Here is a 15,723-nt window from a genome sequence, read left to right as displayed (position 1 = left end):
GCCTTTATTGTTTGTGGCACACGCAATGGACATTGAAGTTTTGTATGATGGGGAAACTCTTTTGCATGAAGGTATCTAGCTATGACTGAAAAATCATTTGAAGACTTACCAGGCGGCGACCAGCACTTACGCGAAGATCGTATTTCTGGGGAGGATATCTACGGCGGTATCTTTTTGCAAATGAAGCGTGACACTGTTTCATTGCCGGATGGTCAGGAGGCTATTCGGGAGTATCTAACGCATCCGGGAGCTGTTGCAATTGTTGCGGTCTTGGACGATGGCCGAGTTCTTTTAGAACGCCAATATCGCTATCCCATTGCCAAAACTTGTATTGAGATTCCGGCAGGTAAATTGGATCCTAATGAAGCACCATTGTTTTGTGCGAAGCGTGAGCTAGAAGAAGAAACGGGTTACTCAGCAAAAAAGTGGAGCTTTATCCGTCGCATCCATCCAGTCATCTCGTATTCCACTGAATTTATTGATATCTATCTGGCTGAAGGTTTAGTGCCTGGGGCTAGCAAATTAGATGAAGAGGAGTTTTTAGACGTCTTTGCAGCACCTTTAGAGAGGCTCATTGAGTGGGTGGAGTCTGGGGAGATTACAGACGTCAAAACGACGATTTCAGTGTACTGGCTTGACCGCTACCGCCGTGGCTTAGTGAGCCCAAGCCCAATTGAATAGCTGAGCTATAAACCCGATTAAAATGGGGGTATTGAATTTAGTACTTTTGCCCCTATATAGGTTTTATGAAAGTTTATAACCTCGCTTGCCCTTTGGATCATCATTTTGAAGGGTGGTTTGCCTCTGAAGAAGATTGTGTTGCCCAGCAGGGCAAAGGAATGCTTGCGTGCCCAGTGTGCGATAGTACTGAAATCACCCGCATGCCTTCTGCTCCCCATATTGCTAAATCATCCTCTACTGAGTTAACGGTTGCCCAAGCTGATACCGGTCACTTAAGCGGTGAAGTGGTGGCCCTAACTGGTGCTGACCATACTCATCTTGAAGCTCAGGTGCAGGCAGCGTTTCTAAAAGGCATGAGGGAGTTGATGGGTCGTTCAGAGGATGTTGGCGCTTCATTTGCAGAAGAAGCTAGAAAGATTCACTATAAAGAGTCCCCAGAGCGTAGCATTCGGGGGCAGACTACTCTTGATGAGGCAGAGGCTTTGCGGGAAGAGGGCATTGACGTATTGGCCATGCCCATGATTCCGGTTCTTAAAAATACGCTTCAGTAGTCAGAGTAAGCAAGATAAAAAAATAGCGATCCGGAGATCGCTATTTTTTTGACTCTAAAGTCTAGAGTTTATTTTGAGGTAGGCATCACAAACTCAGCACCCTTGGCAATGCTCTCAGGCCAGCGCTGCATCACACTCTTTTGTTTGGTGTAGAAGCGAACACCTTCTTTGCCATAAGCATGCATGTCGCCAAAGATGGATTTCTTCCAACCGCCAAAGCCATGCCAAGCCATCGGGACCGGAATAGGAACGTTAATGCCAACCATGCCCACTTGAACACGACGAGCAAATTCTCGGGCAATATTCCCATCACTAGTAAAGCAGGCAACACCATTGCCAAACTCACAAGAATTGACGAGATTCAGGGCGTCGGTAAAGTTAGCCACACGCAAGCATGACAGAACAGGCCCGAAGATTTCTTCAAGGTAAATTTTCATATCAGGCTTGACGTTATCAAACAGAGTGCCACCGATAAAGAAGCCGTTCTCATTGCCCGGTACTTTCAAGCCACGGCCATCCACTAAGAGCTTTGCTCCAGAAGCTAAGCCACTCTCAATGTAGCCAGTAATGCGCTCAAGCGCAGCTTTGGAAACGATCGGGCCCATCTCAGCATCAAGCTCCATACCATCCTTAACCTTGAGGGTCTTGGTGCGTTCAATCAGTTTTGGCATGATTTTTTCGGCAACATCTCCTACCAATACTGCTACTGAAATTGCCATGCAACGCTCTCCAGCTGAGCCGTAAGCAGCGCCGATTAATGCATCGATTGCTTTATCAATATCGGCATCAGGCATGATGACCATGTGGTTCTTAGCGCCACCCAATGCCTGGGAACGCTTACCAAAGTGAGCGCAGCGCTCATAAATATAGTTAGCGATTGGAGTCGAGCCAACAAAGCTGACCGCTTTCACATCTGGGTTTTCAATCAAAGCATCTACTGCTTCTTTATCGCCTTGAACAACGTTAAATACGCCATCTGGTAAACCAGCCTCTTTCAAGAGCTTGGCCATGAAAAGAGATGCAGATGGGTCTGTTGGGCTTGGTTTGAGGATAAAGGTGTTACCACAAGCAATTGCTACAGGGAACATCCACATTGGAACCATGACTGGAAAGTTAAATGGAGTGATGCCAGCCACCACTCCAAGCGGTTGGCGCATAACCCAGTTATCGATACCTGTTGAAACTTGCTCGCTGTAGTCGCCTTTCAGTAATTCAGGGATGCCAGTAGCAAATTCTAAAATCTCAATTCCACGAGTGACTTCACCTTGAGCATCGGTAAAAACCTTCCCATGCTCTGCAGTAATCATGGCAGCCAATTCATCGCGATTGGCGTTCAGTAATTCAAGGTACTTAAAGAGAATGCGTGCGCGACGTAGTGGGCTGGTCTGACTCCAGGACTCGAAAGCCTTTTGAGCAACAGCAACAACAGCATCGACTTCAGCACGGCTAGCCAGAGCCACTTTACGGGCTACTATTCCTTTGGTGGGGTTGTATACGTCAGCAAAGCGCCCATCCTTGGGGTTAACGATGTTGCCGCCAATATAGTGGCCGACATCTACGGTGGATTCAAAGGCTTGAGGTGCGTTCATAGTCTCTTATTTAGGGTAATTTAGGGGTTTTTGGATAAATAAAGCCCTGGGGCAATTTAGCCGGCAGGACTTCACTGTCTCGTATATTCTGCTTTTTAAGTATTCTATCGCTTTACGGTAATTTTCGTCTATTTTGACCCTTTTTGGCTTTATAAGGCACCCCATGAGTCTCCTGTTTTCAAGTTACACCCTTAATTCCCTACGTGGCCCCCTGGAGTTGGCTAATCGGATTGTGGTGGCTCCCATGTGCCAATATTCCGCCGTCAATGGCGAGGCAACGGACTGGCATCTCATGCACTGGGGTAATTTACTGAATGGTGGCGCTGGCCTGTTCATTATTGAAGCTACCGGAGTGACCCCAGAGGGCAGAATTACTCCAGCCTGTCTGGGGCTTTGGGATGATCGCACTGAGGCTGCATTGAAAGATAAGTTGGGTCGTGCGAGAGCGTTGGCACCTGCAACACCAGTCTTCATTCAATTAGCGCATGCAGGGCGCAAAGCTTCGAGTGCTACTCCCTGGAATGGCGGACAACTCCTTGCACAGGATCAAGGCGGTTGGCAAATGGTCGCACCCTCAGCAATTGCTCAACTTGAAGGCGAACGTTTGCCGCATGAACTTTCTAAGGCAGAACTCAAACAGCTTATTGCTGATTTTGTGATGGCAGCAGAGCGAGCTCAGCGTATCGGCGTAGATGGTATTGAACTGCATGGCGCCCACGGCTACCTCTTACATCAATTTTTATCGCCCATCTCCAACCAACGTCAGGATGAATACGGAGGCTCTTTTGAAAACCGCATTCGGTTTCCTTTGGAATTATTTGCCGCTGTGAGGGCTGCTTATCAAGGGGTATTGGGTATTCGGATTTCAGCTAGTGATTGGTTAGAAGGTGGATGGACTCCAGAAGAGACAGCCAATTTTGCCCAGCAATTAAAACCCTTGGGTTGCAATTTTGTGCATATTTCTTCAGGCGGCATTTCACCAAAACAAAGCATTCAGTTAGGCCCTCGATATCAGGTTCCTTTTGCAAAAGTTGTCAAAGAGCAATCTGGCTTACCAACGATGACGGTAGGTCTCATTACTGATCCACATGAGGCAGAAGCAATTTTGCAAGATGGGGATGCAGATTTAATTGCCCTGGCTAGAGCATTTTTATATAAACCCCGCTGGGCTTGGGAAGCTGCTGCAGCCTTGGATGGCAAGGTCGTGGCCAATGAGCGCTATTGGCGTTGTTTACCGCGAGAAGCTCAGGCTGTGTTTGGTAGCGTGAAGGTTGGGCAACGATAAAAAGACTTGTGGAGACATCAATGACATACCCATGTTTATTTCGCAATACCTTAGTAGCGCTTACTGTAACGCTTGCAGCTCAGCTGGGTATGGCGCAAACCTTTCCGGATCGTCCGATTACCTTGGTGGTTCCCAATCCTCCTGGGGGCCTGGTAGATACTTCTGCGCGACTCTTAAGTGAACCATTCAGTCGTGTGATTGGGCAGCCCGTGATTGTGGACAATAAACCTGGTGCTAGTGGAAATACTGCTTATCAGTATGTTGCTAAAGCCAAGCCAGATGGCTATACCTTGTTGATTTCCTATTCTGGCTATCACGTAGGTAATCCAGCATTAATGGATAAATTGCCCTGGGATCCAATTAAAGATTTTTCACCAGTGGCTTTATTAACAGTCTCTACGAATGTGATTGCAGTGCATCCATCCGTGCCAGTCAATAACCTAACTGAGTTTATTGCTTACGCAAAAGCCAATCCCGGCAAGTTAAATTACGCGTCCCAAGGTAATGGTTCTGTCTCCCATGTTGGTACTGAAATCTTTAAACAAACCACTGGGGTTGATATGGTCCATGTGCCATACAAAGGATCTGGTGCAGCGATCCAGGATGTCCTTGCTGGTCAAGTTCAAGTATTTATCTCCACGCCACCTTCGCTGATGCAGCATATCCAAAGCGGCAAACTCAAAGGTTTAGCTGTTACTGGTAAAACTCGTCATCCAGGCATGCCAAATGTACCCACTACCATAGAGGCTGGTTTACCCACATTTCAATTGGAGTCCTGGGTAGCTTTGTATGCCCCCGCAGGAACTCCAGCCCGGGTTATTGCCAAGTTAACGGACTCCGTGAAGCAAAGTTTGGGGCTCCCAGAAGTGAAGGAGCGTGCAGATGCTGCTGGCGTGGAACTACGCTATCTCAATCCCACAGCAACAGATGCTTTACTAAAGAAAGAGTTGCCCTATTGGAGCAAAGCAATCAAAGCCGCGCACATCACTTTGGATTAAGTTCTGGTCAAGCAAAGCCCAGGAGTCGCTGTCGTATCATCGATATTTACGTTTTTTCGATTAGATAGTTAACACAATATGAAGCAACATTCAGTACGAGAAGCATGGCTTGAGGATGCTGTTAAGCATCTTGAACCCGTGTTTTCTAAAGCAGGGTACGCCATACCGCCAGTGAGAGTCTCTTGCGGGTTTCCTGCCTCCAGCAGTCCTCGCACGACCTTAGGTCAATGTTGGCCTCGTGAGCGTTCAGGCGGAGGGGTGAATGAGATTTTTATTTCTCCTAAGTTAGATGATCCCGTTCAATTATTGGATACCTTGGTGCATGAACTCTGCCATGCTGTAGATGACTGCTTTAGTGGTCATGGAGAGGATTTCAAGGGGATTGCACAAACAGTCGGCCTTGAGGGGCCAGCTAGGATGGCGCATGCTACCGAAGAATTGACTGTGAAGCTGATGATGATTAGTCAGGAGCTGGGTCCTTATCCACATCAGGCTATTGTTTTTCCTCCACCAAGACCGAGCAATGCAAGCAGAAGTAAAGCTAAGTGCGGTCAATGTGGTTATGAGGTCACTTTACTAAAGAAGTGGGCGAGTTATGGCGCGCCGATTTGTCCGAAGGATAATATTAGGATGGAAGAGGCGGCGCTGGAGACTATTGAAAATACGAGCAATCACGATAGTGAGTCTGTTGGCAAGGGCAGCAAAACTACAGATGATATTCGTCGAGCGATTAGTTAATACATTTAATTAGAAACATTATTTTTTCGAGACATAAAACTATGAACGCAAAAAAAATCTTTAAGAATCCAAAAATTGCCGTTATTCCAGGCGATGGTATCGGAAAAGAAGTGATGCCTGAGGGTGTCCGCGCACTAGAGGCAGCCAATCGCAAATTTAATTTAGGTATACAGTTCGATCATTTTGATTTTGCAAGCTGCGACTACTATTTAAAACATGGCAAGATGATGCCGGATGATTGGTTTGATACTTTGATGAAGTACGATGCCATCTTTTTTGGCGCAGTGGGTATGCCCAATATCTTGCCTGATCATGTATCGCTTTGGGGTAGCTTGATTCAGTTCCGCCGTGGCTTTGACCAATATGTCAACTTACGTCCTGTACGCCTATTACCTGGTGTACCTTGCCCACTAGCCAATCGTAAGCCTGGAGATATCGATTTTTTCGTGGTACGTGAAAATACCGAAGGCGAATACTCCAGCGTTGGCGGCAAGATGTTCCCAGACACAGACCGTGAGTTTGTTGTCCAGGAGTCTGTATTTACCAGACACGGCGTCGACCGAATCCTGAAATACGCCTTTGATTTAGCTCAAAGCCGTCCAAAGAAGCATCTCACATCAGCAACCAAATCAAATGGTATTGCAATAACAATGCCATATTGGGATGAGCGTGTTGAGGCGATGTCAAAGAAATTTTCTGATGTGCGAACCGATAAATATCACATTGATATTTTGGCCGCTCACTTTGTCATGAATCCAGATCGCTTCGATGTAGTGGTTGCTAGCAATCTTTTTGGCGACATTCTGTCGGACTTGGGTCCAGCATGCACTGGTACGATTGCAGTGGCACCATCCGGAAGTATTAACCCAGAAGGGAAGTTCCCATCATTGTTTGAGCCAGTTCATGGTTCCGCACCGGATATTTACGGCAAGATGATTGCTAATCCCATTGGCCAAATTTGGAGTGGGGCGATGATGCTAGATCATCTTGGTTATCCAGAGGCAGGCAAGGCAATTTTTACAGCCATCGAGAAAGTACTTGCCTCAGGCCCAGGACAAGCTCCATTAACCCCAGATTTGGGTGGCAATGCCAAGACGGATGATTTAGGTAAGGCGATTGCTGCTGCGATCTAAATGGCCAGCCTTCCTAGCTAGCGGTATTCAAAGGACTCCAAACGGGGTCCTTTTTGCTTGCCTTGGCTATTTCGGCAAGGATCTTCTCATGTTGCTCTAGCTCATCATCACTAGCCGTCATGACTTTTAGATCAGTTGGCAATGGCTTGGTATGACCAGAGGCATCTGCGCCAACGGTGTAATCAATTAAGTCAATAGAGAGATCTTCTTGACCCCTTGTCATTGCTACATAAACTTCAGCAAGAAGCTGAGCGTCTAAGAGCGCGCCGTGCAAGGTGCGATGTTGATTGCTAATGGAAAAACGCTCACATAGGGCATCTAAAGAATTGCGCTTACCTGGAAACATCTGCCGTGCATCTAGCAAGGTATCGGTAATTTTGGAGGCAAGATTCCGAAAAGGCGGGCGCTTGAGCAGAGCAAATTCATTGTCAAGGAAGCCCAAGTCAAAGGCCGCGTTATGAATGACAATTTCAGCGCCATCTACAAATTCAATTAACTGTTCAACAATATTTCCAAAGACTGGTTTATCCGATAAAAACTCTCTGGATAGTCCGTGTACTGCAAAAGCACCCGCATCAATATCGCGCTCTGGATTAATATAGTAATGAAAAGTCCGATCTGTGAGGCGACGCCCAACCATTTCCACGCAACCAATTTCAATAATGCGATCGCCAGTAGCGGGATTCAGTCCAGTAGTTTCAGTATCGAGAATGACTTGGCGCATTAGGTTCCCTCAAGAACAGATGCTGGAATTTCCATGGGGCCGGTACCTGCATATTTATCGAGATACAGGTAGATCACAGGAGTAATGATGAGTGTTACAAATTGCGAGAAGATGAGTCCGCCTGCAACGCTAATGCCCAATGGTTGGCGCAACTCAGCACCAGCACCCAGTCCAAATGCAATAGGAATGGCGCCCATCAGCGCTGCAAAGGTAGTCATCATAATTGGGCGGAAACGCAAAATACAGGCTTCTCGAATCGCTTTTTCTGGTGAAAGACCTTGTGTACGCTGCGCTTCTAATGCAAAGTCAATCATCAAAATCGCATTCTTCTTCACAATACCAATGAGCAATAGGATGCCAATCGAAGCAATGATGGTTAGCTCAAACCCGAATATGCGTAGCGCCAAAATTGCACCAATAGCTGCAGAGGGTAAGCCAGCCAGAATAGTTAATGGGTGAATATAGCTCTCATACAAAACACCTAGCAAAATGTAGATCACGCCAAGAGCAGAGAAGATCAAAATTAACTGACCAGACTGATTGCTCTTAAAGACCGCTGCATCACCACCATAACTCGTGATGATGGAGGCTGGTAAGTCAATTAATTTAGTGTATTCCTCGATTTTCTTGGTTGCATCACCCAGGAAAATATCAGGCGCTAGATTGAATGAGATGGTCACTGCCGGAATTTGCCCTTGATGGTTCACAGCGGTAGGTCCTACAGTCCTAGTGTAGCTCGCTAGACTAGAGAGCGGAATGAGCTTGTCAGTCGCACGACCACGAACAAAGATCTTATTGAGATCTGCTTCATATTGACGATCTTCTGGAGCAGCTTCTAGGATGACGTAATAGGTATTCACAGGCGTATAGATGGTTGAAACCTGTTTTTCTCCATAGGCAGAGTAGAGCGCTGTCCGAATATCAGCAATACTCACACCAGCACTAGCTGCTTTTTCTCGATCAATATTAATTTTGATGTTTAAGCCCTTAAGCTGAGAGTCACTCGTAACGTCTCTAAACATTGGGTCAGTGCGCATTTTTTGCATGAGCTTATCTGCCCATTCGTTTACCCCTTCAAAGCCCACGCTTTGCAGGGTAAATTGATAACGACTCTTACTGCTCTTGCCGCCTAGTTGTAAGTTCTGCACAGGACGCATATACACCTGTAGACCTGGAATTTCTTTGAACTTGTTACGCAGGCCTTCCATTACCTGAGCCATTTTTTGGCGCTCACCCTTAGGTTTTAGGATGATAAATATTCGCCCCGTGTTGTAGCCTGAGCTTGCACCGCCACCAATGACAGAGATCGAGTTTTCTACATTTGGATCGGTATTGACGAGTTCGGCAGCTTGATCTTGCAATGCCAGCATGGCCTTAAAGGAGATATCTTCTGAGGCTTCTGTTGTAGCCTGGATTTGACCAATGTCTTCTTCCGGAAAAAAGCCCTTAGGACTGTTTACAAACAATATAACTGTGATCACAAAGGTGGAGATCGCACCCCATAAGACCCATTTACGATTTTTGAGTGCCAGGTCCAGGTAATGAATATAGGTTTTCAGCATCCAATCAAATGCACGATCAAACTTTCGGTTGATAGCATATTCTTTAGGATGCGTACCTGGCTTTGGTAAGAAGCGGCTACACAACATGGGAACAATTGTGAGTGATGCCACTGCAGAAACCAAAATAGAGAGAGATACCACAACAGCAAATTCTCTAAACAAGAGTCCAATCGGTCCTGGCATAAAGAAAAGCGGAATGAACACAGCCACCAAAGAGAGGGAGATTGAGATGATGGTAAAGCCAACCTCTTTGCTACCTTTTAGCGATGCCTTCAGTGGATCCATGCCTTGTTCAACATAGCGCATGATGTTTTCAAGAACCACAATCGCATCGTCGACCACCAAGCCTACTGCCAGCGTGATGCCTAACAACGAGATATTGTCTAAGCTGTAGCCGAGAAAGTACAACAAGAAAAATGCGCCAATTAAGGATATCGGCAAGCTAATCGAAGGAATAATCGTTGCAGCAAGATGCTTTAAGAATAAAAAGATCACCAAGACCACTAATAAAACTGTGAGCGCAAGGGTCACATTAACGTCATGAATCGCTTCAATGATAGAAATAGAGCGATCATTTAGTAAGGTGAGTTTGATTGACTCAGGCATTTGTTTTTGTAGCTGTGGCAAGAGTTGCTTCACAGCATTAACTACTTCAACAGTGTTTGCTCCTGGTTGACGCAAAACCGCTACCGCAATAGAGCGTTCACCATTGGAGCTAGCTAAAGTTTTAACATCCTCATAGGATTCAATGACCTCAGCAACATCTCTGAGGTAAATCGGTAAACCATTTTTTTGGCTGATGATGAGATTGCCAAACTCTTGGGCTTGTACTAACTGGGGATTGGCATAAATCGTTATGGACTGGCGGGGACCATCCAATACGCCCACTGGACTGTTGGAGTTCGCCTTGTTTACAGCAACCGCAATGTCATCAATCGTTAGATTCCGATTGGCTAAAGCATCTGGATGGACTTGAATACGAACTGCGTAGCGTTTTGCACCATAAACGAGAACTTGGGCTACACCACTAATGGTGGATAAATTGGGGGAAACTAAGTTTTCTGCATATTGATTGATTTCAGAGAGGCTGATAGAGGGTGAGCTCATGCGCACTACTAAAACCGGGGTATCTGCGGGATTAATCTTGCGATAGGAGGGAGGTACCGTCATTTCAATCGGTAAACGTTTCTGCGCTCGCAAGAGTGCTGCTTGAACATCGACTGCTGCTTTGTCGATATCGCGGTCGTTATTGAACTCTAGAGTAATGCTAGTGCTACCCAAAGAGTTTGTAGAGCTAATGACGGAGATGCCATCAATCGTTGAGAATTCTTTTTCAAGCGGCAGTGCTACCGAAGCAGCCATATTCTCTGGAGAGGCGCCTGGCAATGAAGCGCTCACCGAAATTACCGGTGTATTAAAGCTAGGAAGGGCAGCTACAGGAATATTGATATAGGCTACTGCACCTGCAATCACCGTTGCGACCGACAGCAACACCGTCATGACGGGGCGTCGTATGCATAACTCTGAGAGTGTCATTTTTGAGTGGAGCTAGGGGTTAAAGGCGTACCGGATTTTGCTTCACGAACTTTGCTGCCAGGGCGTAAGTTCTGCTTACCTTCGACTACCACTCTATCGCCAGCTTCTATACCAGTGACAACAGAAGACCCTTGGTACTCATACACCACCTTCACTGGCTTGGAGACTGCTTTACCATCCTGATCGATGACATAAACCAACTTACCTCGTGGATTAATGACTACCGCTTGCGATGGAATGGATAAGGCATCTTTCAAGGTATTTGCAATTAAAGAGACGCGGGCAAATTGACCTGGGAGAAGGGTTTTATCGTCATTAGGGATTTGTGCTTTGACACGGACTGCGGCAATAGAAGGATCGACTTGGTTATCGATCACAAGGACTTTGCCGTTATAGGTCTTTTGACCGCTTTCACCAACAGTCACTTTTACAGCCATTGCATCGCCATCGAGCTGGTTCTCGAGCATGATCGGAATATCTTTCTCCGGAATCACGAATTGCACGTTGATTGGGTTTAACTGGGTAATGGTCACCATCGAGCCAACACTAGAGGTGGCAGTGGAGTTGGTTGCAGTTGATACAACGTTGCTCGCTTGAACTAATGATCCAGGGAACACATTGACAATGCCGGCACGTCCATCAATCGGAGAACGGATGTAATCAAACGACAGCTGCACTTCAGCGGCCCTTGCTGCGGCCTGGGCAGCCTTGGCATTGGCGAGGGTGGTTTCGAGACCTGCTTTAGAGATAAAGTTCTTGGCAACCAATTCTTTGGCGCGCAGATATTGCTTTTGAGCATCATCAGCCAGAGCTTTGAGCTTTTCGTAATTGGCTTTGTCGTTGCGATCATCTAGCGTAAATAGGAGATCACCCGCTTTAACTTCTTGACCATCTTTCACTTCAATTTTGGCAACGGTATTTGTCACCATTGGGCGAATATCCACAATGCTTGCTGAGACGATAGTGCCAGTGGCGTCAATGATCAATGGCACATCTCTTTTCTCAACTAAGATGGAGCTTACCGTGACTGGACCACCAGACTTATTGGAAGAGGGAAAAAAATAGTCATATGTTTTGCCGCCCACATATAAAACGATCAGTACTAGCAAAATGCGCCACTTAAATTGAATGACAAAGCTTTTTGCGGTCGCGTAATCAATCGTTTTTAATTTACTGAGATGCGGAGAGTACTGTTTCCACAGTGTGCATAGACGCGCTTTACCAATATTTTTGATCTGCACTAATTTGGCAAACAATTGGTCGAGAGAGGATTCGATTTTTGACACAGTCTCGTTTTCTAGGTTTTATGGGTTGCTGGTACGTTTCTAGTGCTGTTTTGAGGCATTTTTATCCTGCTCATTCTCTCACAAGAGCGTCAAAATAGCGCCCTTAGGGCTCTATAGTCACTAGCCTAGAAACTCCTCAACCCCTTTATTGGCTAAGAGGTCGGCTAGCTCATTGCCCGGATGACCGTTATGGCCCCGAACCCAGTGCCAGGAAATATCATGGTTGGGTAGCAGGGCGTCCAATTCCTGCCATAGATCCGCGTTTTTCACGGGATTTTTGCTGGCCGTTTTCCAGCCACGTTTTTTCCAGCCCTCAAGCCACTCCGTGACCCCTTTTTGGACATATTGAGAGTCAGTCCATAACTCAACGGTGCTACGTTGCTTTAGTGCGCGCAAGGCAAATATCACTGCGCTAATCTCCATGCGATTATTAGTGGTGAGTTTTTCTCCGCCATGAAGATGTTTTTCATGAGCCCCCGAACGCAAGACTGCGCCCCAACCACCGGGTCCTGGGTTACCTTTGCAGGCACCATCCGTATAAATGACGATATGGGGAGTTTGGCTAGATTGATGTTGAGTCATGTCTTAATTTACTGTGTCATGCACTTTTTTAAGTTGCTGACGTTCTGCCGCTGGGCTGAGTTGTTGAATGGCGGGGATGCGAACCGGCGCTATTTGACCAACCAAGCGCATACCTTGCTGACGTTTAATGGCAGAGAGCAAGAATACTGCGCCAAATATTGGCCACCAACGATTGCCCATGGATTCTAGGAAATCCATTCGGGCCATAGAGGATTGGCCTTGGAGGGGAAACTTGTAACAACCAAAATGACCCCGGTCTAAAGAGAAATTGAGGAGTTGTAGCCAGTCTTTTACGCGGATGAGGCTAATGAATTGACCATCTCGAGGAAGGTAAGGATTACCAATCAGTCTGCTTAAGTATTGACGAGCACCCCACAAGCTGGCCGGATTAAATCCAGAAATGATCAACCTTCCTTCAGGACGCAAGACACGATCGACTTCACGCAGGATTTGATGGGGATCGGCGGCAAACTCGAGAACGTGAGGAAGCACCACTAAATCCAAACTTTCGCTTGCAAAAGGAAGTTCTTCGTAATTGCCTTCAATGAGATGCCAATTAAAACGAGCGGCGTATTGGTGACTATCTTGCGTATGCATTAAAAGCGCTTGGAGAGGCATACGGTTTTCGTTTAAGGTATTGATTTGGGGCATACCAATTTGCACCGCATGAAAGCCAAAAACATCTGCTACGATTTGATCGCAGCATTTTTGCTCCCAACCCAGCACATAGCGTCCTGGTGGGGATTCCAGCCATTTCTCCCATGAACTCCATGGGGGCGTAGGCATCTGCGAGGGGATAGGTGGGGTTGGTATCATCGGTCTATGGATAAGAATACTTTATTGCAAGTTTGGCCCATCCCGGCTTTTGATGACAACTACATCTGGTGCATCCACGATGGACACTCTGCCTTGGTCGTCGATCCAGGCGATGCCTCCCCAGTCATTGAGTATCTTTTGCAAAATCAGCTCACCCTGACTGGTCTTTTGATCACCCATCACCATGCAGACCATACTGGCGGTATTCTGAATCTATTGGACCGTTTTGGAGCGTCTATTCCGGTATACGGACCTGCTGGTAACGATATTCCTGGGCGAACCGAAGTCGCAATGGAAGGCGACAAGATTGAAATTGCTGTGCCACGCATCAGCCTCAAAGTATTTGAGGTTCCTGGACATACATTAAGTCATATCGCGTATTTTGCAAACATTCAGGCCAACGTGCTTGAGCCGATGCTCTTTTGTGGCGATACCTTATTTGCATCCGGTTGTGGTCGGCTGTTTGAGGGTACGCCTACTCAGATGTCTCAATCGTTGGCAAAGTTTGCAGCGTTACCCAAAAATACTCTGGTGTTCTGTACCCATGAGTACACCTTATCTAATATCCGGTTTGCTTTAGCAGTTGAGCCAAATAATCTGAATCTTCTCTCGTGGGCTGATGAAGCAAAAGCCCTGCGCGCTCAACACTTACCAACACTACCAACAACAATTGGCCAGGAATTGCAAGTGAACCCTTTTATGCGCTGCGATCAAGCAGATGTGATTGCCAAGGCAAAAGAAGTTTCCGGCGAAAACGATTTGCCCACTCCTGCCCATGTATTGGCAGTGATTAGGGCTTGGAAAGACCGGTTTTAATGCGCCTTCTTGCTGTCGCAATGTTGATCATTGCGCTACTTTCAGGTTGTGCAAGTACTGGCGACTGGTCTTCAGATACACCTGCCAAAGCCAACTCTAAAGCTTCTAGGGCTATCCGTGTAAACCTCAAGAATCAATCCGTCAGCAAGATCTACGCTCCCTCGGATAACTTATGGATCCGCATACGCGATGGCTTTCAGATGGAGCCGATGAATACACCGCTGGAGATAGAGCAGGTGAGATGGTTAAGCTCTCGACCAGATTACGTTAACCGCTCTATGACACGCTCTTCACGTTATCTCTTTTATATCGTCCAAGAAGTAAACGCACGGAATATGCCGACAGAGATTGCGCTCCTACCATTTGTTGAAAGTGCTTTTGTAACGACTGCGAAATCGAATGCCAAAGCAGTAGGCTTGTGGCAATTTATGCCAGCAACGGGCAAAGACTTTCGGTTGACCCAAAATGTGTTTCGGGATGAACGTCGCGATGTTGTGCAATCCACTGACGCAGCGCTTGATTACTTACAGCGCTTAAATAACCAGTTTGGTAGCTGGGAGCTTGCTCTAGCGGCTTACAACTGGGGCGCTGGCAATATAGTCAAAGCACAAAAACGCAATATCGCTGCTGGATTACCAACTGATTATGAGAGTCTGACTTTGCCTCGTGAAACACGTAATTACGTTCCCAAGTTGATGGCCTATCGCCAAATCGTTCTTGATCCCCAGGCTTATGGAATTGTGCTGCCAGAGCTCGAGAATCACCCATACTTTGTAGCCGTAGATGTGGGCAATGACATCGATGTTGCCTTGGTAATCAAACTAGCAGAAATTCCCCCGGATGAATTTCAGAGTTTGAACCCCTCATTTAATAAGCCGGTGATATTGAGCAATGCCAATCAGCAAATTCTCCTGCCTTTTGCTCATGCGGAAATTTTTCAAGCAAACCTGAAAAACTACACTAAGCCACTTTCATCATGGACGGCCGTCAAGGTAGTTAAAACAGAATCTGTTGACCAGGCAGCCAAAACTTTAGGTGTGGACGTAGATACTTTGCGGCAGATTAACGGCATACCCAAGGGAATGCGAATTAAGTCAGGCTCCACAGTTTTGATACCTAAAACCAGTCATCGTGCTGGCGATGTTCCGAGTGCCATGGCTGACAATGCCAGCCTCAGCTTGGAGAAGCCACCTCCACCAGCGCCCAAATGCCCCAAACCAGTTAAGGGGGCTAAGGCCAGCAAAAATAGCAAATGTGTAGCCCCCAAGCTTGCTGCTAAGGGTAATTCTTCTGCAAATAATGCTGCATCTCAGCATAAATCCGCATCGACAGGACTTGCAAAATCTGCGAAAAATGGTAATTCAGCCGCTTCAAGCAATAAAGGAGCCGCCAAAAACCCGTAATTTCAGTAACTTTTTATTAGGTT

At 46.6% G+C, this 15,723-nt stretch carries 14 protein-coding genes; 8 read left to right on the top strand and 6 right to left on the bottom strand.

Annotation, left to right across the window (positions count from 1 at the left end; all coding sequences use genetic code 11):
- The first annotated feature begins 81 nt into the window (after nt 1–81).
- Both C2757_RS05085 and C2757_RS05080 read left to right on the top strand, forming a co-directional pair.
- A complete protein-coding gene (locus C2757_RS05085) occupies nt 82–681 on the top strand; it encodes an NUDIX domain-containing protein (protein WP_215373236.1) in 600 nt (199 codons plus the stop codon).
- A 65-nt stretch (nt 682–746) separates the two neighbouring features.
- On the top strand, nt 747–1,232 hold the full coding sequence (locus C2757_RS05080; RefSeq protein ID WP_215373235.1) for a DUF1178 family protein: 486 nt from the start codon (nt 747–749) through the stop codon (nt 1,230–1,232).
- Nucleotides 1,233–1,300: 68 nt separating this feature from the next.
- On the opposite strand, the gene C2757_RS05075 is transcribed toward C2757_RS05080, so the two are convergent.
- Complete coding sequence (locus tag C2757_RS05075) at nt 1,301–2,821, bottom strand: CoA-acylating methylmalonate-semialdehyde dehydrogenase (protein WP_215373234.1); 1,521 nt, start codon at nt 2,819–2,821, stop codon at nt 1,301–1,303.
- A 163-nt stretch (nt 2,822–2,984) separates the two neighbouring features.
- Between C2757_RS05075 and C2757_RS05070 the strand changes: the two genes are divergently transcribed.
- The 4 genes from C2757_RS05070 to C2757_RS05055 all read left to right on the top strand — a co-directional run bounded on the left by C2757_RS05070 (nt 2,985) and on the right by C2757_RS05055 (nt 6,975).
- On the top strand, nt 2,985–4,106 hold the full coding sequence (locus C2757_RS05070; RefSeq protein WP_215373233.1) for an NADH:flavin oxidoreductase/NADH oxidase: 1,122 nt from the start codon (nt 2,985–2,987) through the stop codon (nt 4,104–4,106).
- 20 nt (nt 4,107–4,126) lie between these two features.
- On the top strand, nt 4,127–5,104 hold the full coding sequence (locus C2757_RS05065; RefSeq protein WP_371817012.1) for a Bug family tripartite tricarboxylate transporter substrate binding protein: 978 nt from the start codon (nt 4,127–4,129) through the stop codon (nt 5,102–5,104).
- Between the two features lie 78 nt (nt 5,105–5,182).
- Nucleotides 5,183–5,842 (top strand): SprT family zinc-dependent metalloprotease, encoded by a 660-nt coding sequence (locus C2757_RS05060; protein ID WP_215373232.1) that lies wholly within the window; start codon nt 5,183–5,185, stop codon nt 5,840–5,842.
- Nucleotides 5,843–5,883: 41 nt separating this feature from the next.
- Nucleotides 5,884–6,975: a tartrate dehydrogenase gene (locus C2757_RS05055; protein ID WP_305849438.1), complete on the top strand. Its 1,092-nt coding sequence runs from the start codon at nt 5,884–5,886 to the stop codon at nt 6,973–6,975.
- A gap of 13 nt (nt 6,976–6,988) precedes the next feature.
- Here the strand turns inward: C2757_RS05055 and dnaQ are convergent, their stop codons facing one another.
- The 5 genes from dnaQ to C2757_RS05030 form a co-directional block, all read right to left on the bottom strand.
- On the bottom strand, nt 6,989–7,699 hold the full coding sequence (gene dnaQ, locus C2757_RS05050) for a DNA polymerase III subunit epsilon (protein ID WP_215373231.1): 711 nt from the start codon (nt 7,697–7,699) through the stop codon (nt 6,989–6,991).
- Entirely contained in the window at nt 7,699–10,797 is a 3,099-nt protein-coding gene (locus C2757_RS05045; RefSeq protein WP_215373229.1) for an efflux RND transporter permease subunit, read from the bottom strand. Before C2757_RS05045 ends, dnaQ begins: the two co-directional genes overlap by 1 nt.
- A complete protein-coding gene (locus C2757_RS05040) occupies nt 10,794–12,083 on the bottom strand; it encodes an efflux RND transporter periplasmic adaptor subunit (protein WP_215373228.1) in 1,290 nt (429 codons plus the stop codon). Before C2757_RS05040 ends, C2757_RS05045 begins: the two co-directional genes overlap by 4 nt.
- A gap of 120 nt (nt 12,084–12,203) precedes the next feature.
- Nucleotides 12,204–12,665 (bottom strand): ribonuclease HI, encoded by a 462-nt coding sequence (gene rnhA / locus C2757_RS05035; protein WP_215373226.1) that lies wholly within the window; start codon nt 12,663–12,665, stop codon nt 12,204–12,206.
- A 3-nt stretch (nt 12,666–12,668) separates the two neighbouring features.
- Nucleotides 12,669–13,451 carry a class I SAM-dependent methyltransferase gene (locus C2757_RS05030; protein ID WP_251366712.1) on the bottom strand — a complete coding sequence of 261 codons (783 nt, stop codon included), beginning with the start codon at nt 13,449–13,451 and terminating at the stop codon, nt 12,669–12,671.
- 36 nt (nt 13,452–13,487) lie between these two features.
- On the opposite strand from C2757_RS05030, the gene gloB reads away from it, so the two are divergent.
- Complete coding sequence (gene gloB / locus C2757_RS05025; RefSeq protein ID WP_215373224.1) at nt 13,488–14,297, top strand: hydroxyacylglutathione hydrolase; 810 nt, start codon at nt 13,488–13,490, stop codon at nt 14,295–14,297.
- Nucleotides 14,297–15,700, top strand: a complete 1,404-nt coding sequence (locus C2757_RS05020) for a transglycosylase SLT domain-containing protein (protein ID WP_215373222.1) — start codon at nt 14,297–14,299, stop codon at nt 15,698–15,700. Before gloB ends, C2757_RS05020 begins: the two co-directional genes overlap by 1 nt.
- Nucleotides 15,701–15,723: the final 23 nt, after the last annotated feature.

This window comes from Polynucleobacter sp. MWH-Svant-W18 (genome assembly GCF_018687495.1).
GTDB lineage: Bacteria > Pseudomonadota > Gammaproteobacteria > Burkholderiales > Burkholderiaceae > Polynucleobacter.
This window is presented reverse-complemented; position numbering and strand designations above follow the sequence as displayed.

Coding starts and splice junctions, on each gene's coding strand:
- C2757_RS05085 (WP_215373236.1), top strand. CDS start 82: ATGACTGAAAAATCATTTGAAGACTTACCAGGCGGCGACCAGCACTTA.
- C2757_RS05080 (WP_215373235.1), top strand. CDS start 747: ATGAAAGTTTATAACCTCGCTTGCCCTTTGGATCATCATTTTGAAGGG.
- C2757_RS05075 (WP_215373234.1), bottom strand. CDS start 2,821: ATGAACGCACCTCAAGCCTTTGAATCCACCGTAGATGTCGGCCACTAT.
- C2757_RS05070 (WP_215373233.1), top strand. CDS start 2,985: ATGAGTCTCCTGTTTTCAAGTTACACCCTTAATTCCCTACGTGGCCCC.
- C2757_RS05065 (WP_371817012.1), top strand. CDS start 4,127: ATGACATACCCATGTTTATTTCGCAATACCTTAGTAGCGCTTACTGTA.
- C2757_RS05060 (WP_215373232.1), top strand. CDS start 5,183: ATGAAGCAACATTCAGTACGAGAAGCATGGCTTGAGGATGCTGTTAAG.
- C2757_RS05055 (WP_305849438.1), top strand. CDS start 5,884: ATGAACGCAAAAAAAATCTTTAAGAATCCAAAAATTGCCGTTATTCCA.
- dnaQ (WP_215373231.1), bottom strand. CDS start 7,699: ATGCGCCAAGTCATTCTCGATACTGAAACTACTGGACTGAATCCCGCT.
- C2757_RS05045 (WP_215373229.1), bottom strand. CDS start 10,797: ATGACACTCTCAGAGTTATGCATACGACGCCCCGTCATGACGGTGTTG.
- rnhA (WP_215373226.1), bottom strand. CDS start 12,665: ATGACTCAACATCAATCTAGCCAAACTCCCCATATCGTCATTTATACG.
- C2757_RS05030 (WP_251366712.1), bottom strand. CDS start 13,451: ATGCCTACGCCCCCATGGAGTTCATGGGAGAAATGGCTGGAATCCCCA.
- gloB (WP_215373224.1), top strand. CDS start 13,488: ATGGATAAGAATACTTTATTGCAAGTTTGGCCCATCCCGGCTTTTGAT.
- C2757_RS05020 (WP_215373222.1), top strand. CDS start 14,297: ATGCGCCTTCTTGCTGTCGCAATGTTGATCATTGCGCTACTTTCAGGT.